This is a genomic window from Gordonia hirsuta DSM 44140 = NBRC 16056, assembly GCF_000333015.1.
In the GTDB taxonomy this organism is placed as follows: domain Bacteria; phylum Actinomycetota; class Actinomycetes; order Mycobacteriales; family Mycobacteriaceae; genus Gordonia; species Gordonia hirsuta.
Window position 1 is genome coordinate 169,632 of the sequence record NZ_BANT01000002.1, and the last position, 26,398, is coordinate 196,029.

30 protein-coding genes and 1 tRNA gene are annotated in these 26,398 nt (G+C 67.3%); 22 read left to right on the forward strand and 9 right to left on the reverse strand.

From position 1 onward, the window contains the following. Positions 1 to 85: 85 nt before the first annotated feature. The 8 genes from GOHSU_RS00920 to GOHSU_RS00955 all read left to right on the forward strand — a co-directional run bounded on the left by GOHSU_RS00920 (position 86) and on the right by GOHSU_RS00955 (position 6,349). On the forward strand, positions 86 to 979 hold the full coding sequence (locus tag GOHSU_RS00920; RefSeq protein WP_024332678.1) for a ParA family protein: 894 nt from the start codon (positions 86 to 88) through the stop codon (positions 977 to 979). Positions 980 to 985: 6 nt separating this feature from the next. Then, on the forward strand, positions 986 to 1,831 hold the full coding sequence (locus GOHSU_RS00925) for a segregation and condensation protein A (protein ID WP_005935341.1): 846 nt from the start codon (positions 986 to 988) through the stop codon (positions 1,829 to 1,831). Further along, positions 1,828 to 2,547: an SMC-Scp complex subunit ScpB gene (gene scpB, locus GOHSU_RS00930; RefSeq protein WP_005935343.1), complete on the forward strand. Its 720-nt coding sequence runs from the start codon at positions 1,828 to 1,830 to the stop codon at positions 2,545 to 2,547. Before GOHSU_RS00925 ends, scpB begins: the two co-directional genes overlap by 4 nt. A gap of 80 nt (positions 2,548 to 2,627) precedes the next feature. Beyond that, the gene (locus GOHSU_RS00935; RefSeq protein WP_005935345.1) at positions 2,628 to 3,749 is read left to right on the forward strand and encodes a pseudouridine synthase; all 1,122 of its coding nucleotides are present in this window, start codon (positions 2,628 to 2,630) and stop codon (positions 3,747 to 3,749) included. Further along, positions 3,746 to 4,447 (forward strand): (d)CMP kinase, encoded by a 702-nt coding sequence (gene cmk / locus GOHSU_RS00940; RefSeq protein ID WP_005935347.1) that lies wholly within the window; start codon positions 3,746 to 3,748, stop codon positions 4,445 to 4,447. The genes GOHSU_RS00935 and cmk overlap by 4 nt, the downstream gene beginning before the upstream one ends. Further along, positions 4,440 to 5,870 carry a ribosome biogenesis GTPase Der gene (gene der / locus GOHSU_RS00945; RefSeq protein ID WP_005935349.1) on the forward strand — a complete coding sequence of 477 codons (1,431 nt, stop codon included), beginning with the start codon at positions 4,440 to 4,442 and terminating at the stop codon, positions 5,868 to 5,870. Before cmk ends, der begins: the two co-directional genes overlap by 8 nt. A gap of 41 nt (positions 5,871 to 5,911) precedes the next feature. Beyond that, positions 5,912 to 6,211 (forward strand): GlsB/YeaQ/YmgE family stress response membrane protein, encoded by a 300-nt coding sequence (locus GOHSU_RS00950; protein ID WP_005935351.1) that lies wholly within the window; start codon positions 5,912 to 5,914, stop codon positions 6,209 to 6,211. Between the two features lie 64 nt (positions 6,212 to 6,275). After that, positions 6,276 to 6,349 (forward strand) — tRNA-Pro (locus GOHSU_RS00955). Between the two features lie 238 nt (positions 6,350 to 6,587). Here the strand turns inward: GOHSU_RS00955 and GOHSU_RS00965 are convergent. Beyond that, positions 6,588 to 6,884, reverse strand: a complete 297-nt coding sequence (locus GOHSU_RS00965) for a hypothetical protein (RefSeq protein WP_155820845.1) — start codon at positions 6,882 to 6,884, stop codon at positions 6,588 to 6,590. 338 nt (positions 6,885 to 7,222) lie between these two features. Here GOHSU_RS00965 and GOHSU_RS00970 point away from each other — a divergent pair, with 338 nt between their 5' ends. Together GOHSU_RS00970 and GOHSU_RS00975 are read left to right on the forward strand one after the other, a co-directional pair. Further along, on the forward strand, positions 7,223 to 8,347 hold the full coding sequence (locus GOHSU_RS00970; RefSeq protein ID WP_005935354.1) for a type I restriction endonuclease: 1,125 nt from the start codon (positions 7,223 to 7,225) through the stop codon (positions 8,345 to 8,347). A gap of 407 nt (positions 8,348 to 8,754) precedes the next feature. After that, a complete protein-coding gene (locus tag GOHSU_RS00975; protein ID WP_005935356.1) occupies positions 8,755 to 9,792 on the forward strand; it encodes an FUSC family protein in 1,038 nt (345 codons plus the stop codon). A 3-nt stretch (positions 9,793 to 9,795) separates the two neighbouring features. Here GOHSU_RS00975 and GOHSU_RS00980 read toward each other — a convergent pair whose 3' ends face one another. Further along, on the reverse strand, positions 9,796 to 10,707 hold the full coding sequence (locus GOHSU_RS00980; protein WP_005935361.1) for an alpha/beta fold hydrolase: 912 nt from the start codon (positions 10,705 to 10,707) through the stop codon (positions 9,796 to 9,798). Between the two features lie 143 nt (positions 10,708 to 10,850). On the opposite strand from GOHSU_RS00980, the gene GOHSU_RS00985 reads away from it, so the two are divergent. Together GOHSU_RS00985 and GOHSU_RS00990 are read left to right on the forward strand one after the other, a co-directional pair. Next, positions 10,851 to 11,891, forward strand: coding sequence for a fused (3R)-hydroxyacyl-ACP dehydratase subunits HadA/HadB (locus GOHSU_RS00985; RefSeq protein WP_005935363.1), 1,041 nt, complete (start codon positions 10,851 to 10,853; stop codon positions 11,889 to 11,891). 53 nt (positions 11,892 to 11,944) lie between these two features. Further along, entirely contained in the window at positions 11,945 to 12,364 is a 420-nt protein-coding gene (locus GOHSU_RS00990; protein WP_005935365.1) for a VOC family protein, read from the forward strand. A 46-nt stretch (positions 12,365 to 12,410) separates the two neighbouring features. Here GOHSU_RS00990 and GOHSU_RS00995 read toward each other — a convergent pair whose 3' ends face one another. Further along, positions 12,411 to 13,583, reverse strand: a complete 1,173-nt coding sequence (locus GOHSU_RS00995) for an alkaline phosphatase family protein (protein WP_005935368.1) — start codon at positions 13,581 to 13,583, stop codon at positions 12,411 to 12,413. 168 nt (positions 13,584 to 13,751) lie between these two features. Here GOHSU_RS00995 and GOHSU_RS01000 point away from each other — a divergent pair, with 168 nt between their 5' ends. The 3 genes from GOHSU_RS01000 (at position 13,752) to thiD (ending at position 15,707) form a co-directional block, all read left to right on the forward strand. Further along, the gene (locus tag GOHSU_RS01000) at positions 13,752 to 13,955 is read left to right on the forward strand and encodes a cold-shock protein (protein ID WP_005935372.1); all 204 of its coding nucleotides are present in this window, start codon (positions 13,752 to 13,754) and stop codon (positions 13,953 to 13,955) included. A 115-nt stretch (positions 13,956 to 14,070) separates the two neighbouring features. Further along, a complete protein-coding gene (locus GOHSU_RS01005) occupies positions 14,071 to 14,835 on the forward strand; it encodes a YggS family pyridoxal phosphate-dependent enzyme (protein WP_005935375.1) in 765 nt (254 codons plus the stop codon). Positions 14,836 to 14,873: 38 nt separating this feature from the next. Then, the gene (thiD, locus tag GOHSU_RS01010; protein ID WP_024332681.1) at positions 14,874 to 15,707 is read left to right on the forward strand and encodes a bifunctional hydroxymethylpyrimidine kinase/phosphomethylpyrimidine kinase; all 834 of its coding nucleotides are present in this window, start codon (positions 14,874 to 14,876) and stop codon (positions 15,705 to 15,707) included. Between the two features lie 27 nt (positions 15,708 to 15,734). On the opposite strand, the gene GOHSU_RS01015 is transcribed toward thiD, so the two are convergent. Continuing rightward, complete coding sequence (locus GOHSU_RS01015; RefSeq protein ID WP_005935383.1) at positions 15,735 to 16,127, reverse strand: NUDIX hydrolase; 393 nt, start codon at positions 16,125 to 16,127, stop codon at positions 15,735 to 15,737. 63 nt (positions 16,128 to 16,190) lie between these two features. Between GOHSU_RS01015 and GOHSU_RS01020 the strand changes: the two genes are divergently transcribed. Next, positions 16,191 to 16,670 (forward strand): hypothetical protein, encoded by a 480-nt coding sequence (locus GOHSU_RS01020; RefSeq protein ID WP_155820847.1) that lies wholly within the window; start codon positions 16,191 to 16,193, stop codon positions 16,668 to 16,670. Here the strand turns inward: GOHSU_RS01020 and GOHSU_RS01025 are convergent. The 3 genes from GOHSU_RS01025 to GOHSU_RS01035 all read right to left on the reverse strand — a co-directional run bounded on the left by GOHSU_RS01025 (position 16,627) and on the right by GOHSU_RS01035 (position 18,540). Next, on the reverse strand, positions 16,627 to 16,995 hold the full coding sequence (locus GOHSU_RS01025; protein WP_005935387.1) for a DUF488 domain-containing protein: 369 nt from the start codon (positions 16,993 to 16,995) through the stop codon (positions 16,627 to 16,629). The two genes, GOHSU_RS01020 and GOHSU_RS01025, sit on opposite strands and share 44 nt — an antisense overlap. After that, complete coding sequence (locus tag GOHSU_RS01030; RefSeq protein ID WP_081597677.1) at positions 16,952 to 17,686, reverse strand: uracil-DNA glycosylase; 735 nt, start codon at positions 17,684 to 17,686, stop codon at positions 16,952 to 16,954. Before GOHSU_RS01030 ends, GOHSU_RS01025 begins: the two co-directional genes overlap by 44 nt. Before the next feature lie 71 nt (positions 17,687 to 17,757). Beyond that, a complete protein-coding gene (locus tag GOHSU_RS01035) occupies positions 17,758 to 18,540 on the reverse strand; it encodes an ABC transporter ATP-binding protein (RefSeq protein WP_005935393.1) in 783 nt (260 codons plus the stop codon). Between the two features lie 114 nt (positions 18,541 to 18,654). Here GOHSU_RS01035 and GOHSU_RS01040 point away from each other — a divergent pair, with 114 nt between their 5' ends. The 5 genes from GOHSU_RS01040 (at position 18,655) to GOHSU_RS01060 (ending at position 22,665) form a co-directional block, all read left to right on the forward strand. Then, positions 18,655 to 19,137, forward strand: a complete 483-nt coding sequence (locus GOHSU_RS01040) for a M15 family metallopeptidase (RefSeq protein ID WP_051139501.1) — start codon at positions 18,655 to 18,657, stop codon at positions 19,135 to 19,137. 59 nt (positions 19,138 to 19,196) lie between these two features. Continuing rightward, positions 19,197 to 19,856, forward strand: a complete 660-nt coding sequence (locus tag GOHSU_RS01045; protein WP_005935399.1) for a hypothetical protein — start codon at positions 19,197 to 19,199, stop codon at positions 19,854 to 19,856. 25 nt (positions 19,857 to 19,881) lie between these two features. Beyond that, positions 19,882 to 20,880 (forward strand): glutathione S-transferase family protein, encoded by a 999-nt coding sequence (locus GOHSU_RS01050; RefSeq protein ID WP_005935402.1) that lies wholly within the window; start codon positions 19,882 to 19,884, stop codon positions 20,878 to 20,880. Between the two features lie 94 nt (positions 20,881 to 20,974). After that, on the forward strand, positions 20,975 to 21,349 hold the full coding sequence (locus GOHSU_RS01055; protein ID WP_024332683.1) for a zinc ribbon domain-containing protein YjdM: 375 nt from the start codon (positions 20,975 to 20,977) through the stop codon (positions 21,347 to 21,349). Positions 21,350 to 21,381: 32 nt separating this feature from the next. Continuing rightward, entirely contained in the window at positions 21,382 to 22,665 is a 1,284-nt protein-coding gene (locus GOHSU_RS01060) for an MFS transporter (RefSeq protein WP_024332684.1), read from the forward strand. On the opposite strand, the gene GOHSU_RS01065 is transcribed toward GOHSU_RS01060, so the two are convergent. Beyond that, on the reverse strand, positions 22,666 to 23,370 hold the full coding sequence (locus GOHSU_RS01065) for a hypothetical protein (protein WP_005935412.1): 705 nt from the start codon (positions 23,368 to 23,370) through the stop codon (positions 22,666 to 22,668). Positions 23,371 to 23,551: 181 nt separating this feature from the next. Between GOHSU_RS01065 and GOHSU_RS01070 the strand changes: the two genes are divergently transcribed. After that, the gene (locus tag GOHSU_RS01070) at positions 23,552 to 25,921 is read left to right on the forward strand and encodes a Tex family protein (protein ID WP_005935415.1); all 2,370 of its coding nucleotides are present in this window, start codon (positions 23,552 to 23,554) and stop codon (positions 25,919 to 25,921) included. Between the two features lie 179 nt (positions 25,922 to 26,100). On the opposite strand, the gene GOHSU_RS01075 is transcribed toward GOHSU_RS01070, so the two are convergent. Next, a complete protein-coding gene (locus GOHSU_RS01075; protein ID WP_005935418.1) occupies positions 26,101 to 26,397 on the reverse strand; it encodes a DUF503 domain-containing protein in 297 nt (98 codons plus the stop codon). Position 26,398 lies beyond the last annotated feature (1 nt).

Below are 26,398 nucleotides of genomic sequence, written 5' to 3' on the forward strand. Positions count from 1 at the left end.
GACTATCGTTAGGGTGATTCACGAAGCGGACTGCAGCACGTCCACAGTCGTAGGCGGTCGGCCGCCGGGGAGGAGCAGCGGACAGGTGAGCGCACGAACGCCCGATGCCGCTGGTCAGACGTCGTCCGAAGGGGATTCGGTGCCGCTGGGACCGACCGGTCGGCCGTACCGTGAGATCCCCGAGCCACGACCGCTGGATCGGCACGGGCCGGCCAAGATCATTGCGGTCTGCAACCAGAAGGGCGGCGTCGGCAAGACGACGTCGACCATCAACCTGGGCGCTTCGCTGGCCGAGGCCGGCCGCCGGGTGCTGCTGGTGGACCTGGACCCGCAGGGCGCACTGTCGGCGGGCCTGGGTGTGCCGCACCACGAACTCGAGGAGACGGTGCACAACCTGCTCGTCGCGCCCTATGCGGCGACCGACGACGTGTTGATCAGCACCCGGGTGGATGGGATGGACCTGCTGCCGTCGAACATCGACCTGTCGGCGGCCGAGATCCAGCTGGTCAGCGAGGTGGGTCGTGAACAGGCCCTGGCGCGGGCATTGCACCCGGTCGCCGACCGCTACGACTACATCCTGATCGACTGCCAGCCGTCCCTGGGACTGCTGACCGTCAACGCCCTGGCCTGCGCCGACAATGTCCTGATCCCGATGGAATGCGAATACTTCAGCCTGCGTGGACTGGCGCTGCTGACCGACACGATCGACAAAGTGCGTGATCGGCTGAACCCGCGGCTGACACTCGGCGGCATTCTGGTGACGATGTTCGATTCACGCACTCTGCATTCACGCGAGGTGATGGCGCGCGTCGTCGAGGTCTTCGGAGATGCGGTCTTCGACACCGTCATCAGCCGGACCGTGCGGTTCCCGGAGACCTCCGTGGCCGGCGAACCGATCACCTCCTGGGCGCCGAAATCAGCCGGCGCGGAGGCGTACCGGAACCTGGCGCGCGAGGTCATCGCCCGTAACGAGGGCTGACCGCCGGTGACGCCCGGCATCGACCTCGAGACCGCCGCCGGCGAGGCAACGGCGGCGCCGGGGCGCTTCGAGGTGAAACTCGACAACTTCACCGGACCGTTCGACCTGCTCCTGAATCTGATCAGTCAGCACCGGCTCGACGTCACCGAGGTCGCGCTGCACGTCGTCACCGATGACTTCATCGCCTACACCAAGAGCCTCGGCCCCGACGCCGACCTGGAGCAGACCACCGAATTCCTGGTGATCGCCGCGACGCTGCTCGATCTCAAAGCCGCTCGTCTGCTGCCGTCGGGGGAGGTGGACGACCCCGAGGACCTGGCACTACTGGAGGCCCGCGACCTGCTGTTCGCCCGGTTGCTTCAGTATCGGGCATACAAGCAGGTGGCGCTGCTCTTCGCGGAGCTGGAAGCTACAGCGCTGCAACGTTATCCGCGTGCGGTATCCCTGGAAGAGCGGTACGCCGAGCTGCTGCCCGAGGTGGAACTGGGTGTGGACGTCCAGCGCTTCGCAGAGATCGCGGCCGCGGCGATGGCGCCCAAACCACAGCCGACCGTCGGGCTGAGTCATCTACACGGATCCCACGTCTCGGTCCCCGAACAGGCCAAACGCATCGGCACGCTACTCAGGACGGCCGGCGGCCGGATGCTGACTTTCGCCGAGCTGGTCGCCGACTGCGATAGCGGCTTGGAGGTGGTCGCCAGTTTCCTGGGGCTGCTGGAGTTGTACCGCGAACGCGCGGTCACCTTCGACCAGGAGGAGGCACTCGGCGAGTTGAAGGTCGGCTGGACCGGAGACGCCGAGGACGCCGACCTGGAGAAGGCCATGGCCAAAGCCGAGGAGGAATACGGATGACCGACGGTCCCGCAGAGAAGGATCGGCCGGTGCAGAGCGATCCCACCATCGTCGACGAACAGGAACGTTTCCTCGACGACGCCGAACTGCGCGGGGCACTGGAAGCGGTTCTGCTGGTGGTGGATTCGCCGATCTCCACCGAGGAACTGGCCACCGTGGTGGATCAGGACCGCATCCGGGTCCGCGAGACGCTGCAGACCATGGCCGGCGAGCTGACCGAGGCCGGCAGCGGCTTCGATCTGCGCTTCGCCGGCGACGGCTGGCGCTATTACACCCGTGCCGAGTACGCCCCGTACGTGGAGACCCTGCTGCTCGACGGCACCCGCAGCAAACTGACCCGCGCCGCGCTGGAGACCCTGGCGGTGATCGCGTACCGGCAACCGGTCACCCGGGCCCGGGTCAGCGCGATCCGCGGCGTCAACGTCGACGGCGTCGTCCGCACTCTGCTGGCCCGCGGACTGATCACCGAATCCGGCGCCGATGAGTCCACCAATGCGACCATGTACGAGACCACCGAGCTGTTCCTCGAACGACTGGGGCTGGCCTCGCTGGGTGAACTGCCGGATCTGGCTCCGCTGCTGCCGGACGTCGATGTCATCGACGATCTCGGCGAAGAGCTGCTCGATGACCCGCGATTCGCCAAACTGAGTGCACCGGCGGCAGAATCGTCCGTGGACGCATCGGCGGAAGTCCTCCGGGAAGCCGACGGTCAGTAGCGTCAACCGGCGCCGAGCGTGGCGCACGATAGTGCGACTTCGCGCGCCAGCACATAAGAACAACACATAAGGAAGACCTCATGGGAACCGCTAGCCGAGACGGCAGACCGGGACAGGGCAAAGGCCGCCAGGGCCGGAACGAACAGCGCGGTGGCGAACAGCGCCGCAGCGGACACGGCCGTGGTGAACAAGCCCGTGGTGAACAAGCCCGTGGCGAGCAGCGTGGCGAGCGCAGCAAGGCCGCCGCCGGTAAGCGGGCCCGGAAGGCCGGCCCGGGTCAGCGTGCCGGGACAGGGAAAGCGGGTCGGCCGGCGCAGCAGGGCGGCCCCGGCCAGCACGCGTCCAGCCGCAAGCCACATCGCAAGGGCGCGCAACCGGACATCGCCTCCGGCCGGGTCCGGCTGAACAACGCCAAGCCCGCGCGCAATCAGCGCGTGGAGGCCGAGGGGCCGGGCGCCACCTACGTTTCCGACGGTATGCGTCTGCAGAAGGTGCTGGCGGCCGCCGGCGTGGCCTCGCGCCGCGGCGCCGAAGAACTCATCGCTGCCGGACGCGTGGAGGTCGACGGCCAGATCGTCGTCGAACAGGGGCTGAGGATCGATCCGTCGACCGCGATCATCAAGGTCGACGGTGCGCGCGTGGTGATCGACGAGTCCAAGCAGTACCTCGCTTTGAACAAGCCCAAGGGCTGGCAGTCGACGATGAGCGACGAACAGGGGCGCCCCTGCATCGGGGACCTGGTGTCCGAGCGGGTGATGGCCGGTCAGCGGCTGTTCCACGTCGGACGGCTCGACGCGGACACCGAAGGACTGATCCTGCTGACCAACGACGGCGAGCTCGCCCACCGGCTGATGCATCCGTCGTTCGAGGTGCCCAAGACCTACCTGGCGAGCGTCCGCGGACAGGTTCCGCGCGGTCTGGGCCGCGTCCTGCGTCAGGGCGTGGAGCTCGACGACGGGCCCGCCGCGGTCGACGAATTCGCGGTCCTGGAACTCAACGAGGGACGCAGTCTTGTGCGACTGATCCTGCATGAGGGACGCAAGCACATCGTGCGCCGGCTGCTGGCCGAGGTGGGGTTCCCGGTGGAGTCCCTGGTGCGCACCGATATCGGGCCGATCACCTTGGGTAAACAGCGCCCGGGCAGCCTGCGCGTTCTCGACAGCAAGGAGATCGGCGCACTGTACAAGGCGGTGGGAATGTGAGCACGGTGAACGATTCGGTCGATGTGATCGCGATCGACGGGCCTGCCGGGACCGGGAAGTCCACGGTGGCCGGACTGCTCGCCGAGCGCGTGGGTGCGCACTATCTGGACACCGGTGCGATGTACCGTGCGGCGACGCTGGCGGTGCTGCGAGCGGGCGTCGACCCGGCCGATGCGACTGCGGTCGGGCAGGTCGTCGGGCCGCGGCAGATCCGGGTGATGGCCGGCAGTACCGGTGAGACGGTGGTCTACCTCGACGGTGCCGATGTCTCGCGGGAGATCCGCACCGATGCGGTCACCGGCGCGGTGTCGGCGGTGTCGGCGCATCCGGCGGTGCGGGACAAACTGGTGGCACTGCAGCGCAGTCATGCCGAATCGGAGTTCTTGGTGGTCGAGGGCCGGGACATCGGCACCGTCGTCTTCCCGAATGCGGCGGTGAAGGTGTTCCTGACCGCGACGCCGCAGGCGCGCGCGCAGCGGCGTCACCTGCAGAACCTGGAGGCGGGCCGCGACAGCGACCTGTCAGCGGTGCTCGAGAGCGTGAATCGCCGTGACCACCTGGACTCGACCCGCGCGGTCAGTCCACTACGTGCCGCCGACGATGCGGTGCAGATCGATACCAGTGACCTGACCTTGGACGAGGTGCTCGACCGGCTGACGGAGCTCGTCGGCGAGCGGATCGGAGTACGTGATGTCTGACGAGATCTTTGACGAGGGTGCCCTGCCCGGTGACGGGACCTGGAGCGATGAGGCCGACTGGGAACTCTCCGACTTCGTGATCGACGAGGACGGCGGCGAGACCGAGAAGCTGCCGGTCGTCGCCATCGTCGGACGCCCCAACGTCGGCAAGTCGACGCTGGTGAACCGGATCATCGGGCGCCGCGAGGCCGTGGTGGAGGACGTCCCCGGGGTGACCCGCGACCGGGTCTCGTATCCGGCGTTGTGGAACGGCCGCCGCTTCATGGTCACCGACACCGGCGGGTGGGAGCCCGACGCCAAGGGGCTGCAGCAGTCGATCAGCGAGCAGGCCGAACTGGCCATGCGTACCGCCGATCTGATCGTGCTGGTCGTCGATGCGACGGTGGGTGCGACGACGACCGATGAGGCGGTCGCACGGGCGCTGCGTCGATCCAAGACCCCGGTCCTGCTGGCGGCCAACAAGGTCGACTCCGAGCGGGTCGAAGCCGATGCGGCGACCCTGTGGTCGCTGGGGCTGGGGGAGCCGCACATGATCTCGGCATCGCACGGGCGCGGCACCGCTGACCTGCTCGATCTGATCCTGGAGGAGCTTCCCGAGACCCCGCGTGAGCGCTTCGTCGCCGGTGGACCGCGACGGATCGCACTGCTGGGTAAGCCGAACGTCGGTAAGAGCTCACTGCTGAATCGTCTTGCCGGGGAAGAGCGTTCGGTGGTCGACGATGTCGCCGGCACCACCGTCGACCCGGTCGACGAGATCATCGAGCTGGACGGGCGACTGTGGCAGTTCGTGGATACCGCAGGCCTGCGACGGAAGGTCCGGACCGCCACCGGGCACGAGTACTACGCCTCCCTGCGGACGCGTTCGGCGCTGGACTCGTCGGAGTTGGCACTGCTGCTGATCGACGCGAGCCAGACGATCACCGAACAGGATCTGCGGGTGCTGTCGATGATCATCGACTCCGGCCGGGCATTGGTCGTCGTCTTCAACAAGTGGGATCTGGTCGACGAGGACCGCCGGTACGACCTGGACAAGGAGATCGACCGGGAACTGGCCCGCGTGCCGTGGGCCCGCCGCATCAACATCTCCGCCGAGACCGGTCGCAGTGTGCAGAAACTGGTGCCGGTGATGGAGCAGGCGCTGGCGTCGTGGGACAAGCGAGTGCCCACGGGCCGCCTGAACAGCTGGCTCAAGGACATCGTGGCCGCCAACCCGCCGCCGGCGCGCGGTGGACGGGCTCCGCGGGTGATGTTCGCCACCCAGGCGGCGACCCGTCCGCCGACGTTCGTGCTGTTCACCACGGGCTTCCTGGAGGCCGGCTATCGCCGTTTCGTCGAGCGCAAACTGCGGGAGGAATTCGACTTCACCGGCTCGCCGGTGCGGGTGAACGTCCGGGTGCGCGAAAAGCGCGACCGCAAGAAGTAGCGAGACCCGAGGGCGGCGGTGGCTGTGGAATACTGCGGGTCATGCTGATCATCGGAATCATCCTCTGGGGAATGCTCATCGGCGCTGCCGCGCAGCTGCTGCTGGGCGCCAACAAGCACGGTGGAGTCAACTGGACCGTGGCCTTGGCGGCCGGAATCGTGGGCTCCTTCCTGGGCGGATTGATCATCGGGCTGATCACCGGACACGGTTTCGAGTTCCGTCCCAGCGGCATCATCGGCTCGCTGGTGGGGGCGTTGATCCTGACCGCACTGTGGGTCTGGTTCGATCGAAACAAGGGCAATCCGGCGCTGATGGCCGACGCCGGCAAGGGCGATTCGTGAACGCTGTAGCGCGTGCGCTAAGGTAACAATCGCTCCGCACGAAGGAGTGCTCCGCAAGGAGAAACGGGCTGTGGCGCAGCTTGGTAGCGCACTTGACTGGGGGTCAAGGGGTCGCAGGTTCAAATCCTGTCAGCCCGACCGTTTATGCAGGTCAACCGGCCTTCCCGAATCTCGGGAAGGCCGGTTTTCTGTATTCACCCCCAAACCGCCCGGAACGCTGTCGAAGCCCATGTCGCCACCGCCGACATCACGCTCGACGCGGTCCTGGACGCTGCGATTGTCCCGGTCATATTTGTTGCTGCTGACATGGTGGTGGACGCCTAGATCACGGTGCTGGTGGACACGTTGGGCAGTGGAGTCAAGCTCGGCGCAGACATCACCGCTGAGGTGGAGTGTCGGAGGATGTGCAGCAGGACAGACCGGTCACCGCTTCAATCGCCACCGCGATCACGGTGTCGGGCATCGTGGCCGCCACAGGAATGACTGGCGAACACGCCACGGCACCCATCACCCAAACTGGCTCGGTGTCGGCGCCGTCGGACAAGGTCACCACCTTGCATATGGAGCGGATCGGCGGGGCATGAGTTGTCTGGATCGGCACCACCATCACCACCGGATTCGGCGGCAACGCGACCTCGAACGCGCTCCCGGGTTCCAGCTCATGGTCGGCCACCCTCCACCTAATAGTCAATGTCGGCTCGCAGTGGGTCATCGACGGAGCTGTCGAAAGCGCAATCGGAGCGGGCACCGCTTCGATGACCCGCACTATTTCGGCGTCAACGTCGATCGGCCTCTACATCACAGTTGGTGGGACCACCTCGAACACCTCTTGTTTGGAGATCGTGCCCGCCTAACGCCCGCACTTTGGCCGCCTCACCTACGGAAGGGGCGGTTTTTTTGTGCATCCCCGGGTCACCCGTTCAGCCGACAGGTAGTCCGAACCAGGTAACACCGACACCACCGGCGACTAGGGTTCCCAACCATCCGTGCCTAGGGGAGGGACCTGCACCAGTGAGCATCGCTGAAGCCATCAAGAATCTGGCTAAGAAAGTCCAGAACACCAAAGACACCATCGCTACCGAAGAGGCCACCAAGAACGCCCTCATCATGCCGTTCATCTCCAATGTCTTGGGCTATGACGTCTTCGACCCCACCGAAGTCGTCCCAGAGTTCACAGCCGATGTCGGGCTCAAGAAGGGCGAGAAAGTCGACTACGCGATCTTCCACAACGGCGCCGTGCAGATCCTCATCGAATGCAAACCGATCGGCGCCACGCTCGACCTGCACCACGCCGGCCAACTATTCCGCTACTTCTCGGTCACCTCGGCGCGGATCGCGATCCTCACCAACGGCCGGGAATACCAGATCTTCACCGACGGTGACATGCCCAACCGGATGGACGAGAAACCGTTCCTGGTCTTCGATCTCCTCGACCTGGACCGCAGTCTCCTGCCGGAGGTGCAGAAGCTCGCCAAGGATTCGTTCGACCTGGACTCGGTCATCAACGCCGCCCAGGAACTCAAGTACGTCGGCGGTATCCGCCGGATCATCAGCAACGAAGTGAAAGCTCCCTCCGACGACTGGATCCGGTACTTCGTCAGCCGTGTCTACGATGGCAAAGCAACGCAGCGGGTCCTCGAACAGTTCCGGCCGCTGGTATCCAAAGCGGTCAACCAGTACATCGGCGCCCAGGTCAACGATCGCCTCAAGACAGCACTGGGTGAGGATGCGGCGTCGGCGACGAACGAACCGGAACCCGCACGCCCAGCCGCGGCCGTCGACACACCAGCCGCCCAAGAGATTGCCGCGGCGCCGGAGCCGGATCCGGAATCGGACATCGTCACCACCGAAGAGGAACTCGAGGGATTCAACATCGTGCGCGCGATCGCCGTAGCGGAGGTTCCACCAGAGCGGGTCGTCTACCGGGACGCTAAAGCCTATTTCGCGGTGCTGCTCGACGACAACAACCGCAAACCGATTATCCGGCTGCACCTCAACGGCAAGACAGTCAAGTATGTGACGACGTTCGAGACCAGCAACGCCGGCACGCGTCACGACATCGAATCGGTCATCGACATCTACAACGTGGCTGATCCGATCCGGGCGGCGATCCGTCGGCACGAACGGGAAGCATGAGTGTCGACGACTTCGAGGCGCCTGACCCGATCGGGCTGTAGGCGCTGGTGGAGCTCGCGCAGGTCGACGTGATGGCCCGTGTCGAAGCACTGCTCGAAGCGGTGGTCAGGTCTAAACCCTTACCGCTCCGTAAGACCTGAGACCGACAGTACTGTTCGGACGGTGCGATACTCGCTGACACTTGGACGTGCATCGACACCAGACGACCCCCGAAACATGATAATTCGTGTACATGGGGTCGCAGGTTCAGTTCTTGTCAGCCCGACCGGTTATGCAGTTCAGCCGGCCGTCCCGAATCTCGGGGAGGGCGGTTTTCTGCAGCTTCGACCGGACTCGGAGCTAGGTGCTGCGACGACGGGGTCTGCCGCCACTGCGCGTGCGGTCCGGACACGGTAACTTGCCTGAACATGACCTCGAGCTCAACAGCCGACGCGCCGCGAACGAAGCCCCACCGGCTCGCTCTGCCGAAGCAGACCATCGTCTACGCGCTGATCCTGCTGGTGGCCTCGGCGCTCGTACTGGGCGGCACCCGCTATTGGATCGGTCCGAACACGGCGCAGTCGGGGTATCTGGCGATCCTGTTGCTCCTGTCGCCGGCCCGGGCCTTCCCGCTGAAGTGGCGGATCGGCGCCGGTGTGTGGACGGTGGCCGTGGCGATGGCCGGGTACGCGGCCGGTACGGCCGGTCAGTTGTGGGTGGTGCTCGTCGGGCTGGCCGCGGTCTCCCTGGTTCAAGGATTGTTCGGCATCGGTCACGTCGCGGCGATGACCCGATCACCGGTGAACTTCGTCGCCTTCTCGACCCTGGCCGCATCCGGGGCCCAGTGGGGGAGCGTGGTGGTCGGGTCGATCCTCGGCGTTGCGTTGATCACGTTGATGACGGTGCTTTTTCCGGCCAAGGACGTCGACACCGACGTCGCCGAGCATCGTGCACCGGCGCCGGCGGTGCCGTTGGACCGACGCATGGATTCGGGTGTGCTGGTGGGGATCGGTGCGATCATCATCGTGCTGATCGGGGAGCTGACCGACTACTCGTATTCGTCGTGGGCGCTGCTCTCGTACTGCCTGATCGTGGCTGTTGGTTTCGACGATCGCTTCACCCGCGCCTTCGATCGCCTCGGCGGCACCGTACTGGGAGCAGCCATCGCGGTCGCGGTGTCGTTCGCACCGGCGCCGTGGCCGTATGTGGTCGCGGGGATCAGCATGCTGCTGTGTATCGCCTACCTGCGCAACAACAACTACGCGATGTTCGTCGCCTTCCTGACTCCCGCGATCCTGTTGACCACCAGTACCGATGAGCCCGCGTTCTCGCTGGGGCTGGGCCGCATCGGAGCGGTGGCGTTGGCCGCGGCGCTCGCGCTCGTGCTCGGTTGGCTGGTGCTGCGTCTGGAACCTGCCGAACGCATTCACTCGCTATGGTCCTCGCACGCCCGCAAGCGGGTCTGAGGGCTACGGTCGCTGCGCGAAGTGCCCGGTCAGGGCCGTGACGATCTCATCCCACAATGGTTCGGGCAGATCGTGCGCCATACCGTCGACCATGGTGAGCCGGGCACCAGGCACGGCGCGGGCGATCGCTTTGGCGCCCGAAGGCCGCATGAGTCTGTCGTGGGTGCCGTGCAGCACCAGCGTCGGTGCGGTGGTCCGCTTGTTGTAACCGACCAGGGAGCCGGTGCCCTGGATCGCCGCGAACTGCCGCAGGAACCCGGCCGGATAGTAGTTGCGGTCGAAGTATTCGGCGCTGTGGGCCAGCGACTGCTCCCAGCTGGCCGGATGGACCGGGCTGCCGATGATCCGGCCGACCTTCGCGCGGTGGGCGATGAGCCGCTCGCGGTCGGCCCCGCGCGGCGGGGGACTGATCAGCGCACGCAACTGCTGGGGTCCGGGGGGAGGCAGGAACGCCTGGTTGTTGCTCGACATGATGACGGTGGCCGTCGAGGTGCGGTCGGCGTGCTCGGCGGCGAAGACCTGGGTGATCATCCCGCCCATCGACGCGCCGACGATATGGGCGCGTTCCACGTCCAGGTGATCGAGGACGGCCCGGGCGTCACTCGCCATGTCGAGCAGGGTGTACGGCGCCCCGGAGACCGGCCGGCCCAGGAAAGTCTGTCCCAGGCGCAGCGGAAGCGGTGGACCGCCGACCCGCACCCCGTCGAGTTTGCTGGTCAGCCCGACGTCCCGGTTGTCGAAGCGGATCACCCGGTAGCCGTCGTCGGCGATGCGGCGGCAGAAGTCTTCGCGCCAGTAGACCATCTGCGCGCCCAGCCCCATGATGAGCAATACCGGCGGCGCCTGCCGATCACCGAATTCGTCGTAGACCACCTCGAGGTCGCCGGCCCGGGCGACACCTGATCGCTGTTCCATTCTTCCATGATGCACCGGTGTCCCGGTACGAGGATGCATCGCCGCCCCGGCGCGACGGAACAGCACGTAGACGGGCCGCGTGATTTCAGGACACCCACGGGTGCGGACTACCATCTCTTCGTCGGCTAACCGTTAGGAAGAACATGACCTCCACCGAGACTGTCGCGGAGAACAGCGCGCTCATGGCGCGTGTCGGGCACTATTACGTCCGCGAGCAGACCTATGTGGTCGGCCGCGAGAAGGTGCGCGAGTACGCCCGCGCCGTGCAGGACTACCATCCCGCCCACTGGGACGAGGCCGCCGCAGCCGCGCTCGGCTACAGCGGTCTGGTCGCTCCGCTGACGTTCACCTCAATCCCGGCGATGGCGGCGAACCAGAAGCTGATGCAGGAGGTCGTCGTCGGCTACGAGACCTATGTGCAGACCGAACAGGTCTTCGAGCAGTACCGGCCGATCGTCGTCGGCGATGAGCTGACCACCGACGTCGAACTGTCCTCGGTGCGCCGCATCGCCGGCAAAGACATGATCACCATCACCAATACCTTCGTCGACGCACACGGGGAGACGGTGCATCGGATGCACACCACCGTGGTCGGGGTGTCCGCCGACGAGGTGGATCCGGGGATCTCCGCGGCGGTGGCGAAGGTGATGATGCACGACGTCGACATCCTGTCGGTGGAGGCCTCGGCCGCCGACTACGTCAAGACTGTTCGGCAGGGCCAGGCTCCGGCCGATTCGGAGGCGGTCGCCACGCGCACCGTCGGCTCGCGCAACTTCGACGAACTGACCAAGGGTGATCTGATTCCCGAGCACCAGACGAAGCTGTCCCGCGGTGATCTGGTGAACTATGCCGGTGTCTCCGGAGATGCGAACCCGATCCACTGGGATGCCGATATCGCCAAGCTGGCCGGGCTGCCCGATGTGATCGCCCACGGCATGCTCACGATGGGGCTGGGAGCCGGTGTGATCTCGGAATGGTCGGGAGATCCCGGTGCAGTGCGTAAGTACTCGGTGCGGTTGTCGGCGCCGGCGATCGTGCCGTCCGACGGTCGCGGCGACGTGGTGTACGGCGGCAAGGTCAAGTCGCTGGACCCGGAGACCCGCAGCGGCGTGGTGATCCTGACCGCGAAGGCCAACGAGAAGAAGATCTTCGGCATGGCGACGCTGGAGCTGCGTTTCTCCTGACCCATCCCCGTACAGTGGTGAACATCACATCCACTGTTGGAGGGGACGTCCGCATGACCGAATCCATCGCGACCTATATCGCTTTACCGGGCACCACCGAGGCGGCCTTCCGCCACTGGTATGACGTCCTCGGCGGTGACCTTCACATCCAGAAGTACGGTGAAGTGGAGTTGACGGGGATGCCGTTCACTCCCGACCCCGAGGCCGTCGCCCATGCGGTGTTGATCACGCCGGCCGGACGGATCGCCGGCGGTGACGCGATGGACAGCGAGGGCGACTACGCCGTACGTGGCACCGCGTATTCGCTGCTGTACACGGCGGATTCGGTCGAGGGTGCCCGCGCGATCATCGACGGCTTGGCCACCGGCGGCGGCGAGATCGGTATGCCGTTCGAAATCGCGCCCTGGGGTGGCTGGTACGGACAGGTCTTCGACCGGTTCGGGGTCATGTGGGCGCTGTCGGTCGAGGCGTGAGGCCCGCTCCGCGGCGAAGCCGCCCGAGCGGTGCCGACGGCCGGTGTCAGCCTTCGGCGACGATCAGCGGCACCAGCAGTTCGGCGGCGGTCCAGCCGCCGTGGTGACCCGGCATCGCGGTCTCGTCCGGTTCGGCCTGGCTGCGGGTGAGCACAGCGTCGCCGCGTGCCACCGCCACCACATCACCGATGCGCTCGGCGGCATAGGCGGCGACCTCGTCGCCGAACCAGCCCTGCGCGATGACCTGATCCCGGGTGGCCAGATGGACCTGATCGCCCAGCAGCTCTGACCAACGGGCAAGCACCTGATCGGCGGCGCCGGACTCGGTGTACAGGTGGCGTACCCGGGGTTCACCGGCGACCGCCCGGACCTGTCGGGTCAATTCTTCGGTGGTGTCCAGATCGATCCGGTTCCCGGCGGTCACCATGCCGTGATCGCCGGTCACCGTCAGGACGACCTCGGGTATCAGGGCGTCGGTGATCGAGGCGACCAGCTCATCGACCTGCTCCAGACGGTGACACCACTGCGGACTGCCCGGCCCCCACCGATGTCCGGCCGCATCCAGGTGGGGGAGATAGGCGTAGATCAGCCGCGGACCGCGATCACCCTGGGCCAGCAGGGTGCGTATCGCATCGAGCACATCGTCGAACGAGGAGGCCGCCCGGTAATCACCCGGCGAACCGTAGGCGCTGTGGGTGAGCCCCGAACTGCGGAAGGCATCGGGCCCCAGCAGGATCACCTCGGTGCCGGCGCGGACGAGGTCGTCGAACATGGTCGGCATGGGTTGCACCTGCCCCGGTGGGAACAGTGAACTCGCATCCGGTCCGTGCGCGGTGTCCAGCGTCCAGCGCAAGGCGTTGAGGGTGTGCGACAGGCTCGGATCGAGATCTCGAGGGGCGAAACTGTATCCGAGGATGCCGTGCTGGCCGGTGCACAGGCCGGTGCCCAGACTGGTCAGGCTGGCCGCTGTGGTCGACGGGAAGCCGGCGCGCATGGCTTCGGCGCGGTAGCGCACCAGGGTCGGCGCCAGGTCGGCGTGTTCGGTCAGCAGGAGATCGCCGAGGCCGTCGACCATGAGAACGATCACCGTGTGTGCATCCGGCAGGACGAGCGCGCCGGGCTCGCCGAAACCCAGGGCGCTCGAGGCGGCAGGCAGTACATCGGCCAACGTCGGTCCGGATTGCCAGGTGTCGGGTGTGAGTTCGTCGAGGGGGCCCATACCTGAACGCTACTGCCTCGCCCCGAACGGTCGTCGATGATCACCGCCCGGGGCCCGGATCTCCGACACTCGCGAGGTAGGGGTTTCCCTGCTGGGCCGGATGTGACATAGTTCTTTCCGGGTGACAGCTCTGTCCCCGGAAAATCTGAAGTAAGGCAGTAAAAGAGCATGGCACAAGGAACCGTGAAGTGGTTCAACGGCGAAAAGGGCTTCGGCTTCATCGCTCCCGACGGTGGTAGCGAAGATGTCTTCGTCCACTTCAGCGCGATCGCAGGTTCCGGCTACCGGAACCTCGAAGAGGCGCAGCGCGTCGAATTCGACATCGAGCAGGGCCCGAAGGGTCCGCAGGCGACCAACGTCGTCGCGGTCTGATTCACGACTCAAACAAACACCCCAGTTCTTCACAGAAGAACTGGGGTGTTTGCTTTTGTGCAGCCCGCGGAATTCCTCGGTTCCGGTGCGGGTGATAGTTCGGGGGCGGGAGATAATGGCCGGTATGAGCGGTGCGCAGCAGTATCCCGATGCGGTGACGGTCGACGATTTCCGGGCCAATCTGGCCGCGGTCCGCGCACGTATCGATGCGGCCGCACAGCGAGTGGGCCGCGATCCGGCACAGATCCGGCTGCTCCCGGTATCCAAGACGGTTCCCGCCGACCGGGTGCGCCTGGCGATCGAGGCCGGCTGCACGATGTTGGGGGAGAACAAGGTGCAGGAGGCCAAGGCGAAGGCAGCCGACCTGGCCGACACGGGCGTCGCCTGGTCGCTGATCGGTCACCTGCAGACCAACAAGGCCAAGGACGTCGCCGCCTTCGCCGATGAGTTCCAGGCGCTGGACAGTCTGCGGGTGGCCCGGGCACTGGACCGGCGTCTGCAGGCGGCCGGGCGGCAGCTGGATGTGCTGGTCCAGGTGAACACCTCGGCCGAGGAACAGAAGTACGGCCTCGCCCCGGACGAAGTCGACACCTTTCTGCGCGATCTCGCAGAGTTCGAGACGTTGCGGGTGCGCGGACTGATGACGCTGGCGCTGTTCACCGACGACACCGAACGGATCCGCGCCTGCTTCCGGCGGCTGCGGGCCGTCCGCGATCGGGTGCGCGCAGAGGATCCGGCGCTGTTGGGTCCCGGTGAACTGTCGATGGGGATGTCCGGCGACTACGAGCTCGCCGTCGAAGAGGGCTCGACGTGTGTGCGGGTAGGGCAGGCGATCTTCGGGGCGCGGGCGACCCCCGATGCGTACTACTGGCCGGGCTGAGACCGGCGCGGCCGCGACCGGTCGGTACGCTCGTGATCGTGGTTGATCTCGCATATGTCATTGCCGGCTCCGAGGCCACCGGCGGCGCAGGGCTGCAGGCCGATCTCAAGACCTTCCAGGAGTTGGGCGTCTACGGCGTCGGGACCGTGACGTGCATCGTCTCGTTCGACCCGACGGACGGCTGGAATCACCGGTTCGTGCCGGTCGAGCCGCAGGTGATCGCCGACCAGATGGAAGCGGCGACCGGCGCCCACGATCTGGACGTGGTGAAGATCGGCATGCTGGGAACCGCGGCGACCATCGACGTGGTCGCCGACGGCCTGAGCCGACGATCCTGGCGCCACGTGGTCTTGGATCCGGTGCTGATCTGCAAGGGACAGGAACCCGGGGCGGCCCTGGACACCGACACCGCGCTGCGGGAGAAGATCGTGCCGCAGGCCACCGTGGTGACCCCCAACCTGTTCGAGACCCGGACCCTGTCGGGGATGTCCGAGATCTCCTCGGTGGAACAGTTGATCGAGGCGGCTGCGCGGATCCATGCCCTGGGGCCGCAGTACGTGGTCGCCAAGGGCGGTGTGGATCTGCCCGGTGACGAGGCGGTCGACGTGCTCTACGACGGGACGCAGGCGACGGTCTTCCGCGCGCCGAAGATCGGCTCGGAGCGGGTCTCCGGCGCCGGGTGCACCCTGGCAGCGGCGATCACCGCGGAACTGGCCAAGGGGGCCGACATCGAGGACGCGGTCGAGTTCGCCAAGGATTTCGTCACCGCCGGCATCGTCGGACGCGTGGCCGGCCACACCCCGTTCGACACCGTCTGGCAGGGCGCCTACGTCGAACAACTGGCCCTGGACGAGCCCGGCGACGCGCAGTAGTCGCACCGGGCCGGCCGGGGTCACGGCTCAGCCGATACCGGCGGTCCGCAGCCTCTCGCGCAGACCCGTGGCCAGCGGCAGCGTATCGAGTTCGGCCGGTGCGACCCAGCGGGCATCGTCGGCGTCGTCGCCCGAATGCAATTCTCCGCCGAGTACGGTGGCGGCGAAGTCGTGCACCTCGTAGAGGCGCTCATCCTCGAAGGGAACCGTCGCGGTCCACAGCTGTTCACCGACGACGACCTGCAGGCCGGTCTCCTCTGCTACCTCGCGGACCGCTGCCTGGCCGGGGGTCTCCCCGGCCTCGACCCGGCCACCGGGCACCGACCACTTACCCTTCTGCGGCTCGTGTCCCCGTTTGATCAGCAGCACCCGGCCATCGGTATCGACGATGACGGCGCTGGCGGCCTGCACGATCTTCATGGGTTCACGGTAGCCGCTGACCGCACCGGGTGAGCCGGGGCGTTACCGATAGAGTCACCGACCATGCGTACACCGTTAGCACCGCCGGCATCGTCAGCACGGTCGGCGCAGGTCTGGGCCCGGCGCTGCGCTCAGGCCGGGTGGTGGCTCTTCGTCGTCGGTGTCGCGGTGAACATCGGCGCGATCGGGCCGACCGGACCGGCCCGCTACGCACAACTCGCTGCGGCGCCCGACCACGGCTTCACCGACTACCACCTCGTCGCCACGCTGGCAGCGGTGGGCCTGGTGATCACGGTGGTCAGCACGATCGTGCGATACGGATTGCCCCGATGCTTCAGAGCCGCGAGCACGGCGACGGTCGCAACGCTGCTGGGTGCGGTCGTGATCTATCTCGCCGACTGGCTGGCCGACCCGTGGAGCGGTCCGGTGGCTCTGCGCCCGCTGCTGGTCTTCGGGCTGATCCTGGCCGGAGTGGCCCTGCGGGGCGCCGGTCTTGCGGTCAGTGACCGGTCAGCATCCGGAGCAGAACCTCCGCCTCGCTGATCTTTGGTTCCTTGGTGGCCGTCAACAGCGTCACGGGCCCCTCGGCGACGAACGACTTCAGCTTCTGCAGCGCCGCCTTCTGCTCGTCGTCGCTGGTCAACTCGGTGCGATAGCGGTCGGCGAATTCGTCGAACCTAGCCGGATCATGGCTGTACCACTTACGCAGATCCGTCGACGGAGCAACCTCCTTGCACCAGTCGGTCAGCTGCGCGCGGTCCTTGCTGATCCCGCGCGGCCACAGCCGGTCGACCAGGATGCGGGCCCCGTCGGAGTCCTCCGGGTCATCGTAGATCCGGCGTATCTGTACCCGGGGAGTCTGGGCCATCGGCGATCTCCTTTGCGCGCTGCAGTACCTGTTCCAGCATTCCAGGGGTCAGTCGGCCGGTGAAGGTGTTGTGTTGGCTGACGTGGAAACTGCCGAGCACCGTCAACGCCCGCCCATCGTGGTGTTCCACCCGCACCTCGACGCCGTGTCCGAACTTCGGGCGCGGTCGCGGTACGGTCCAGCCCCCCTCGGCCAGCACGGTGAACAGCGCTTGCCACCCGAAGGCGCCCAGGACCACGATCGAACGCAGGGTGGAGCCCATCAGTTCCAGTTCGCGAGCCAGGTAGGGCGAGCAGTTCCGTCGTTCCTGCGGGGTGGGTTTGTTCTCCGGTGGAGCACAGCGCACGGGCGAGGAGATTCGGGTACCGATCAGTGTCAATCCGTCGTCGATCGCCCAGGCGTGCGGCTGACTGGCCAGGCCGACCCGGTACATGGCCTCGAACAGGAAGTCTCCGCTGCGATCGCCGGTGAACATCCGGCCGGTGCGATTGGCTCCGTGTGCGGCCGGTGCCAGACCGACGATCATCAGCGAGGCATCGGCCGGCCCGAATCCGGGTACGGGCCGGCCCCAGTAGGTCTGGTCGGCGAACGAGGCGCGCTTGACCTCGGCGACCTCCTCACGCCAGGCGACCAGCCGGGGGCAGGCGTAGCAGCCGATGATCAGTTCGTCGAGGCGTGCGATGCTGCTCATTGATTCGGCCCGGGCCGGTGCCGTCTCCGGAGAGTCCACGACTGCAGTCTAGGCCTGGACGATCTTCGCCCTCAGGGCTGAGCCCGGGCGGCCCAGCGTCCGTCGCGGTGGCTGATCGCAATCGGGTAGTCGAAGCAGCGGCTGACGTTCTCGGTGGTCAGTACATCGCCGGCGGCTCCGACGGCCAGGAGCCGGCCGTCGGCGATCAACATGGCGTGGGTGGTGCTCACCGGCAACTCCTCCAGATGGTGGGTCACCAGAACGGTCGCCAATTCCGGGTGTGTCCGGTGCAACTCGTCGAGGGTGTGCAGAAAGCGTTCGCGGGCCGCCACATCCAGACCGGTCGTCGGCTCGTCGAGCAGCAGCAGCTCGGGGCCCGGGAGCAGGGCGCGGGCGATCAGCGTCCGGCCGCGCTCGCCCTGGGACAGGTTGGGCCACAGGGCATCGCGAATGGGGCTCAGCCCCAGTGCCGAGATCAATTCCTCGGCGCGTGCGGTGACCGCCGGCTCAGGTGTCCACCGGGGAACCAGATCGTTGCTGCCGGTCGCGCCGGTGAGGACCACCTGGTGCACCGACAGCGGCGAGCCGATCCGCTGCCGAGGATTGACGTGCCCGATGGAATGGCGCAGTTCCCGGATATCGACCCGGCCCAGCTGTTCGCCGAGGATCCGGGCTGCGCCGCGCGTGGGATGCGCGGTGGCTCCACAGATTCCCAGGATGGTGCTCTTGCCGGCGCCGTTGGGCCCGATCAGCGCCCAGTGCTCCCCGGAGCGGACCGTGAACGAGACGTCGGACAGGATGTCACGGCCGTTGCGGACGAAGTCGACGGCATCGAGTTCGAGGAGGACGGGCACGGGCAACACATTACGGCGCCGTGCTCGCGCTGGCAGAATAGGACCTCTGATGTGGTCGGTCGGGTGTCCGGAGGAACTGTGAAGATACTCGTTCTCGCCATCGCCGCGGTGTCGATGATGGTGCTGGCGCTGGTCGCTGCCCCGCAGGCCGGCGCCGCCCCGCCGCCGGTCGCCGGCCAGCAGGGGAGTGCCGCGGCGCTGACCGCCCCGGGAACCGCAGGACTGCGGTGGGATCTGGCGATCGCCTACACGCTGGCGTCCACGGAGGCGCGGGCGTCGGGAGTGCCGATGCACATCACATCGGGCAAACGCAGCCGGGCACAGCAGGCGGCGTTGTGGCGTCAGGGTCTGGCGACCTACGGGGACCCGGCGGTGGCTCGCCGCTGGGTGCTGCCGCCGGGGGAGTCGACCCATGAGACCGGTGAGGCCATCGATGTGGGACCGCGTGCCGGGGCCGCATGGCTGCAACGTCATGGTGCCCGGTACGGGCTGTGCCGGCCCTTCGACAACGAGTGGTGGCATTTCGAACGGCTGACCGTGCCCGGGCTGCCCTGTCCTCCGCGAGTGGCCGACGCGTCGGTTCGCAGCCGGCGCTGATCGGAGCCCAGTGATCAGCGTTGTTTCCGCAAACCCCGTCTATGAGTCAGGATGTATCGGTGCCTGAGTATGTGTCGTACGAAGAATTCGGCCGCAACTTCTTCGAAGTCGCGGTGACCGAAAGCCGCATCGCGGCCGCGTTCTCCGCGATCGCCGGCGAAGAGTTCCAGGTCGGCCCGCTGCCCGCCGGGCCGGGCGGTGTGGTGAAGGTGGTCGCCGACGTGCGGATCGCCGAACCGCAGATCGCCCGGACCGTGGGCGAGCTGATCACGTTCACCGTCGAACTGCCGCTGGCGATCGGGCTGCTGATCGACCTGAAACTCGACCGCATCCACTACGACGTCGCCGGTCTGATCACGCTGCCGCTGACGGTGCGCTGCGCCAAACCGCTGGAATTGCGGATCGAGGTGGACCCGCCGGCGCCCCGGGACGTCTTCGTCGACGTCAACTCCCGGAACATGCGCGGGGAGATCATCCGCAACCTCGCCCAGGTCGACGCCGAGATCCGCCGGGTGATCGCCAAGACCGTCGCCGAGGAGATCGACAAGCCGGAGGTGCGCCGGGCACGGTACATCGACGTCGCCCAGGAACTGTCCCGGGCGCTGGAGGGCACCGTCGAAGACGAGGCCGAGGCGATCGCCGACGTCGAACAGGGTGTGGTCGAGGCCATCGCGGAGGTGGCCGCCGAGGATCAGATTCCACCACCGCCCACCGAATAGCGGACCCATGCGGCATGGTGGAACCATGCCGGAGAACAACGACGCCAGCGCGCAGGGCAGCTACGTCCTGGCCGATCAGCCCTACCAGCGAGATACCAACTACATCGAGACCCGCATCACTCGCGACGGTCTGGACGGGTATCCGGTGGAACCGGGGCGGTATCGGCTGGTCGTGTCGTACGCCTGTCCCTGGGCGAACCGGACCATCATCGTCCGCCGTCTGCTGGGGCTCGACCGGGTGATTTCGATGGGGGTCTGCGGTCCCACGCACGATAAGCGCTCGTGGACCTTCGACCTGGACCCCGGCGGCGTCGATCCGGTCCTGCAGATTCCGCGCCTGCAGGACGCCTACTTCGCCCGGATCCCCGGCTACGAAAAGGGGATCACGGTTCCGGCGATCGTCGACGAACGCAGCGGCGCGGTGGTGACCAACGATTTCCCGCAGATCACCCTGGACTTCGAGACCGAATGGGTCGACTATCACCGGCCGGGCGCACCGATCCTGTATCCGGCGGACCTGCGCGAGGAGATCGACGAGGTCAACGCGCTGGTGTACCGCGACGTCAACAACGGCGTCTACCGGTGCGGCTTCGCCGGCTCCCAGGAATCCTACGACGCCGCCTACGATCAGTTGTTCAGCCGGCTCGACTGGCTCTCCGAGCGGCTGGCAGACCAGCGGTACCTGGTCGGCGACACCATCACCGAGGCCGATATCCGGCTGTTCACCACGCTGGCTCGCTTCGACCCGGTGTACCACGGCCACTTCAAGTGCAATCGGCAGAAGCTCTCGGAGATGCCGGTGCTGTGGGCCTATGCCCGGGACCTGTTCCAGACGCCCGGATTCGGCGACTGCACCAATTTCGACCACATCAAGCGGCACTACTACCAGGTGCATCGCGATATCAACCCGTCGGGCATCGTGCCCAAGGGGCCGGACCTGGCGAATTGGAATGAGCCGCATGGACGCGACAAGCTGGGCGGACGGCCGTTCGGTGACGGCGATCCACCGCCGCCGCTGCGCTGAGTCCTGTGCGGTGAGGCGGTGCTGATCGATCCGGCGGGCCGGCCCCGCGTCGAGCACGCTGCCTGCCGCGCGGGCGGTCATTAGACTCGTGGGCATGTCCGACGATGATTTCGCTCTGCCGCCGTGCCCGCGGTGCGCCAGCGAATACACCTACGAATCCGGCCCGCTGCTGACCTGTTCGATGTGCGGCCACGAGTGGGCCGTCGAGGAGACTCCGGCCTCGGCCGGGGAGCAGACCGATGAACCGGAGGTGCGCGATGCGGTCGGCAATGTTCTGACCGACGGCGACTCTGTGGTGCTGGTCAAAAGTGTCAAGATCGCCGGCGGCGGGGGAGGCACGGTCAAGGCCGGGACCAAAGTGCCGGGAATCCGGCTGATCGCCGACCGCGGTGACGGCCACGACATCGACGCCAAGGTGCCCGGGCTGGGCAGGCTCAAACTCAAGTCCTCGGTTGTGAAGCGGAGCTGAGCACCGCGCAGGTGAAGTCTCCCCGGAGCCAGATGTTCGCGGCGCTTGCGGTACCGAACTTCCGCAAGTACGTCAGCGGCGCGCTGGTCTCCAACATCGGCACGTGGATTCAGCGAGTCGCCCAGGACTGGCTGGTGCTGCAGCTGTCCGGTGGCAGCGCGATGGCGGTCGGCGTCACCACCGCGCTGCAGTTCCTGCCGGCGCTGGTGCTCGGACCGATCGGCGGACTGCTGGCCGACCGGTTCGACAAACGCCGGCTGCTGATGTTCACCCAGAGCTGGATGGCATTGTCGGCGCTGGCCCTGGGCGCCCTGGCGGTCACCGGCATCGCGCGCACCTGGCACGTCTATGTCTTCGCCTTCGTCTTCGGTATCGGGACCGCGCTGGATGCGCCGGCGCGGCAGGCCTTCGTCTCCGAAGTGGTCGGACCCCGCTATCTGACCAATGCGATCGGGCTGAACAGCTCATCGTTCAACGCCGCCCGCCTGATCGGACCGGGTGTTGCGGGACTGATCATGGCCACGGCCGGTGCGGGCTGGGCGATCTTGACCAATGCGGTCAGCTATCTGGCGTTTCTGCTCGCACTGCTGGCACTGGACGGAAGCAGCCTGTGCCGGACCGAGCCGCTGGCACGCGCCAAAGGACAGCTGCGCGACGGATTCCGGTACGTCTACGCGCGCGCCGACCTGATGACCGCGTTGGGGGTGGCCTTCGCGCTGGGTACCTTCGGCATGAACTTTCAGATGACGACGGCGCTGATGGTGCGCAACCAGTTCGAGCTCGGCGCACAGGCCTACGGCCTGCTCGGCTCGATCATGGGGGTCGGCTCGCTGTTAGGCGCATTGCTGGCCGCCCGGCGCGGGCAGGCGCCCCGGCTGCGGTTCGTGGTCGGTTCGGCGCTGTTCGTCGGTGCCCTGATCGCCCTATCGGGGCTGTCCCCGAACTACGTGTGGTTCGCGGTGAGCCTGCCGGTGATCGGGCTGTCGGTGCTGTTGACCCTGACCGCGACCAATATGTACATCCAGACCAGCGTCGACCCGCAGCTGCGGGGGCGGGTGATGGCCCTGTACATGACGGTTCTGATGGGCGGCACTCCGGTCGGAGCGCCGCTGCTGGGCTGGCTGGCCGAGCTGTTCGGGCCGCGGGCGCCGTTGGTCGCAGGCGGGCTGCTTCAGGTGGCTACCATCGGCGCGGTGATCGTGCTGGCGCGCAGAAGAGCAGCGGCCGACGACGCCCTGCCGCCGCCGGGAGGCATCGAGCCGCCGGTGATCGAGGAACCGGTCGACACCGGGCCGCTACCGGCCACCGAGCGCTGATCAGCCCGTCGGGGTCCACCCGGCCAGCACCGCGATCAGCGAACCGCCCAGCACCACCACGGCCACTGCCAGCGCCCACAGCGTCACGATCAGCGCCAGCCACAGCGTCCGCAAGGACACCGGCATGAAGGCCGCCAGCAGCGGCTGCCGCTGGGCGTCGGGGGTGACCCGTGCGGTCAGGGCGGTGATCAGCCGGGTGGCCTGCCACAGGCTGCCCAGCCGCCAGAAAGAGGTCCGGCCGCCGGTGGCCAATCCCGCCAGATCTTTCAGCTCGGTGCCCGAGCGGACGTCGCCGACGTAGTCGACGGCTTGGCGGGCCAGGTGTTCGGGATGTTCGATGGCGCGGGTGATCGGTGCCAGCCTGCGGTGAACCAGAAACGGCAGCGCCACCGCCGGCAGGCAGAGCAGCACCACGACGATCACCCCGACGGGCAGCCGCCAGTGCTCGGCATGCCGCCAGGCCAGCACACCCGCGACCATCGCAACCAGGCCGATCAGTGCGGCCACCGACGCGATCGCGAACACCAACAGGCGCAGGCCGCGTCCGGTCACTTCCAGGGACCGCGCGATCGCGCCGCCGATGACCGCGCGGCGCGAGACCTCGGCGGCGCTCACCTCGGAACCCTCGACGGCTTCGACAGCCTTGACGGGCGCGTCGGCCGCCGGGACGTCGTCGTGCTCGTCGGGATCGACGGAATCGGGCATGGCTCACTGTAAACCGTCGGCGGTGCCCGGTAACCTGGCGCGCGTGCCTGAATCCGACCATGCTGCCTCCAATCGCCCTGCTTCCGAATCGGCCGTTTCAGACCCCGCGGCTCCTGTTTCCTCCGCTGTCCCCGCCGGGGCGAGCGGAACGCCCGCGAGCACCTCACCGGCGTTGCCGTCGGTGAACACCCGGCTGGCTGCCGATCTCGGGGTGCCCGAGACGCAGGTGGCGGCGGCGGTGCGGTTGCTCGACGACGGTGCGACGGTGCCGTTCATCGCGCGTTACCGCAAAGAACTCACCGGCAGTCTGGACGATGCTCAGCTGCGCCGGCTCGACGAACAGCTGACCTATCTGCGCGAACTCGACGAACGCCGCACGGCCGTGCTCGCGGCCATCGAAGAGCAGGGCAAGCTGACCGAGGTATTGCGCGCTGCGCTGCTGGCGGCCGATACCAAGGCTCGCGTCGAAGACATCTACCTGCCGTACAAGAAGAAGCGGCGGACCAAGGCGCAGATCGCCCGCGAGGCCGGCCTGGAGCCGCTGGCCCAAGCGCTCCTGGATGATCCGTCGCGGGTGCCGCAGGAGACGGCGCAGGCCTATCTGAGCGAGGAGGTGACCGACGCTGCGGCCGCGCTGGAGGGTGCCCGGCACATTCTGATCGAGCGGGCCGGTGAGGACTCCGAACTGGTCGGCGCGGTGCGCGAAAAATTCTGGGCCGCCGGTACGTTGCGCACGCAGGTCAAGTCCGATGAGGCGGCCGCGACGCCGGCGGGACAGAAGTTCCGGGACTACTTCGCGTTCAGCGAACCACTGGAGACGATGCCCAGCCATCGGGTGCTGGCGGTGCTGCGGGGTGAGAAGGAGGGTGTGCTGGCGCTGACCTTCGACGGCGCAGACGCCGCACCCGGCGCGACCGACGCCGACGAGGACTACATCGCCATGGTCGCCGCCACTTTGGGCATCGACCGTTCCGGCGGCGGCGCGGCGACCGAGTGGCTGGCCACCACGGCCCGCTGGGCCTGGCGGACCAAACTGCTGCTGTCGGCGACCATCGATGCGCGCCTGAAACTGCGCAGCCGCGCCGAGCAGCAGGCCGTCACGGTCTTCGCCACCAATCTCAAGGATCTTCTGCTGGCTGCGCCCGCCGGTACCCGCCCGACGCTCGGACTGGATCCGGGCTTTCGCACCGGAGTCAAGGTCGCGGTGGTCGACGGCACCGGCAAGGTGCTCCACACCAGTGCCGTCTACCCCCACCAGCCGGCTAACAAGTGGTCGCAGACCAAGGCCGAACTGGCCGCCCTGATCGCCCGGTACGATGTCGAGCTGGTGGCCATCGGCAACGGCACGGCCTCCCGGGAGACCGATGCGCTGGTCAGCGAATTGGTCGCCGACGTGCGCAAGGCCGGCAGCCGCGCCCCCGCCAAGGCGGTGGTCAGCGAGGCCGGGGCCTCGGTGTACTCGGCCTCCGAATACGCCTCGCGGGAACTACCGGAGATGGACGTCTCCCTGCGCGGGGCGGTGTCGATCGCCCGCCGCCTGCAGGACCCGCTGGCCGAACTGGTCAAGATCGACCCCAAGTCGATCGGCGTGGGTCAGTACCAGCACGACATCACCCCGGGCATCCTGGCCAAGAGCCTCGATGCCGTCGTCGAGGACGCGGTCAACGCGGTCGGCGTCGATCTGAACACCGCCTCGGCGCCGTTGTTGTCGCGGGTTTCGGGGGTCACCCCGGGCCTGGCCCAGGCGATCGTCACCCACCGCGACGGAGTCGGTGCCTTCCGCAGCCGCAAGGGGTTGCTCGATGTGCCGCGGCTGGGACCCAAGGCGTTCGAGCAGTGCGCCGGCTTTCTGCGCATCGCCGATGGGGACGATCCGCTGGATGCCTCGGGGGTCCATCCCGAGGCATACCCGGTGGTGCGCAAGATCCTGGAGAAGACCGGGCTGGCCCTGGGCGAACTGATCGGGGACACCGCGACTCTGCGGCGTCTGCGCCCGGCCGAGTTCACCGATGAGCGCTTCGGACTGCCGACCGTCACCGACATCTTGAGTGAACTGGAGAAGCCGGGCCGCGATCCGCGACCGGCGTTCGCCACGGCGACTTTTGCCAGCGGTGTGGAGAAGGTCGCCGACCTGCGGCCCGGCATGGTGCTCGAGGGAGTGGTCACCAATGTCGCGGCCTTCGGCGCCTTCGTCGATGTGGGCGTGCACCAGGACGGGCTGGTGCACGTCTCGGCGATGAGCGACAAGTTCGTTTCCGATCCACACGAGGTGGTGCGTTCGGGTCAGGTGGTCAAGGTCAAGGTGATGGACGTCGACGCCGAACGCCAGCGCATCGGTCTGTCGTTGCGGTTGAACGACGAGCCCGGCGCCGAACGTCAGGGCCGTGGCCGTCCCGACGGACAGGGCCGCGGTCGACCCGGCGGCAAGGACGGTCAGGGTGGCAAGGGCGGTCAGGCCGGCGGCCGGCGGGGTGGCCAGGATCGTCGTTCGTCGACTCCGGCCGGGGGCTCCATGGCCCAGGCTCTGCGCGATGCAGGCTTCGGCCGGTGAGAACGGTGCCCTCCGGGGCGCTCGGCATCGCCGGAGTCCGGTTCCCGGTCTGGTCCCGAATCGGCCACGGGGGTGGGCGACCGGCGCGCAGCGTGACCCTGACTGACCCGGACGGAAACCAGTTCTGTATCGCCGCGGCCGGTGACCGCGAGACCGTCACCGGGTTGGCAGGTCCGGGGCTACAGATCCTCGGAGGAGAAGTAGCGTGGGCGCGCCGACAGCAACTGCACCTCGGGTCTGGCGGCGGCCAGCCGTTCGACGATATCGAGGATCTCGACGACGTGCTCCCGGTCGGCACTGACCACGGCCACCCCGAGTTCGGTACGACGATGCAGGTCGCGGTGTCCGGTCTCGGCGACCGAGACATCACAGCGCCGCCGGATGTCGGCGATCAGCGGACGTACCACCGAGCGCTTCTGTTTGAGTGAGTGCACGTCGCCGAGAAGGAAATCGAGTTCTAAGGTTCCGATCCACATA

Excerpts from the sequence above, each read along its gene's own strand:
- scpB (WP_005935343.1), top strand. The coding sequence starts at position 1,828 with ATGACCGACGGTCCCGCAGAGAAGGATCGGCCGGTGCAGAGCGATCCC.
- GOHSU_RS00935 (WP_005935345.1), top strand. The coding sequence starts at position 2,628 with ATGGGAACCGCTAGCCGAGACGGCAGACCGGGACAGGGCAAAGGCCGC.
- der (WP_005935349.1), top strand. The coding sequence starts at position 4,440 with ATGTCTGACGAGATCTTTGACGAGGGTGCCCTGCCCGGTGACGGGACC.
- GOHSU_RS00950 (WP_005935351.1), top strand. The coding sequence starts at position 5,912 with ATGCTGATCATCGGAATCATCCTCTGGGGAATGCTCATCGGCGCTGCC.
- GOHSU_RS00975 (WP_005935356.1), top strand. The coding sequence starts at position 8,755 with ATGACCTCGAGCTCAACAGCCGACGCGCCGCGAACGAAGCCCCACCGG.
- GOHSU_RS00980 (WP_005935361.1), bottom strand. The coding sequence starts at position 10,707 with ATGGAACAGCGATCAGGTGTCGCCCGGGCCGGCGACCTCGAGGTGGTC.
- GOHSU_RS00985 (WP_005935363.1), top strand. The coding sequence starts at position 10,851 with ATGACCTCCACCGAGACTGTCGCGGAGAACAGCGCGCTCATGGCGCGT.
- GOHSU_RS00990 (WP_005935365.1), top strand. The coding sequence starts at position 11,945 with ATGACCGAATCCATCGCGACCTATATCGCTTTACCGGGCACCACCGAG.
- GOHSU_RS00995 (WP_005935368.1), bottom strand. The coding sequence starts at position 13,583 with ATGGGCCCCCTCGACGAACTCACACCCGACACCTGGCAATCCGGACCG.
- GOHSU_RS01000 (WP_005935372.1), top strand. The coding sequence starts at position 13,752 with ATGGCACAAGGAACCGTGAAGTGGTTCAACGGCGAAAAGGGCTTCGGC.
- GOHSU_RS01005 (WP_005935375.1), top strand. The coding sequence starts at position 14,071 with ATGGCCGGTATGAGCGGTGCGCAGCAGTATCCCGATGCGGTGACGGTC.
- GOHSU_RS01015 (WP_005935383.1), bottom strand. The coding sequence starts at position 16,127 with ATGAAGATCGTGCAGGCCGCCAGCGCCGTCATCGTCGATACCGATGGC.
- GOHSU_RS01020 (WP_155820847.1), top strand. The coding sequence starts at position 16,191 with ATGCGTACACCGTTAGCACCGCCGGCATCGTCAGCACGGTCGGCGCAG.
- GOHSU_RS01025 (WP_005935387.1), bottom strand. The coding sequence starts at position 16,995 with ATGGCCCAGACTCCCCGGGTACAGATACGCCGGATCTACGATGACCCG.
- GOHSU_RS01030 (WP_081597677.1), bottom strand. The coding sequence starts at position 17,686 with ATGAGCAGCATCGCACGCCTCGACGAACTGATCATCGGCTGCTACGCC.
- GOHSU_RS01040 (WP_051139501.1), top strand. The coding sequence starts at position 18,655 with ATGATGGTGCTGGCGCTGGTCGCTGCCCCGCAGGCCGGCGCCGCCCCG.
- GOHSU_RS01050 (WP_005935402.1), top strand. The coding sequence starts at position 19,882 with ATGCCGGAGAACAACGACGCCAGCGCGCAGGGCAGCTACGTCCTGGCC.
- GOHSU_RS01055 (WP_024332683.1), top strand. The coding sequence starts at position 20,975 with ATGTCCGACGATGATTTCGCTCTGCCGCCGTGCCCGCGGTGCGCCAGC.
- GOHSU_RS01060 (WP_024332684.1), top strand. The coding sequence starts at position 21,382 with ATGTTCGCGGCGCTTGCGGTACCGAACTTCCGCAAGTACGTCAGCGGC.
- GOHSU_RS01065 (WP_005935412.1), bottom strand. The coding sequence starts at position 23,370 with ATGCCCGATTCCGTCGATCCCGACGAGCACGACGACGTCCCGGCGGCC.
- GOHSU_RS01075 (WP_005935418.1), bottom strand. The coding sequence starts at position 26,397 with ATGTGGATCGGAACCTTAGAACTCGATTTCCTTCTCGGCGACGTGCAC.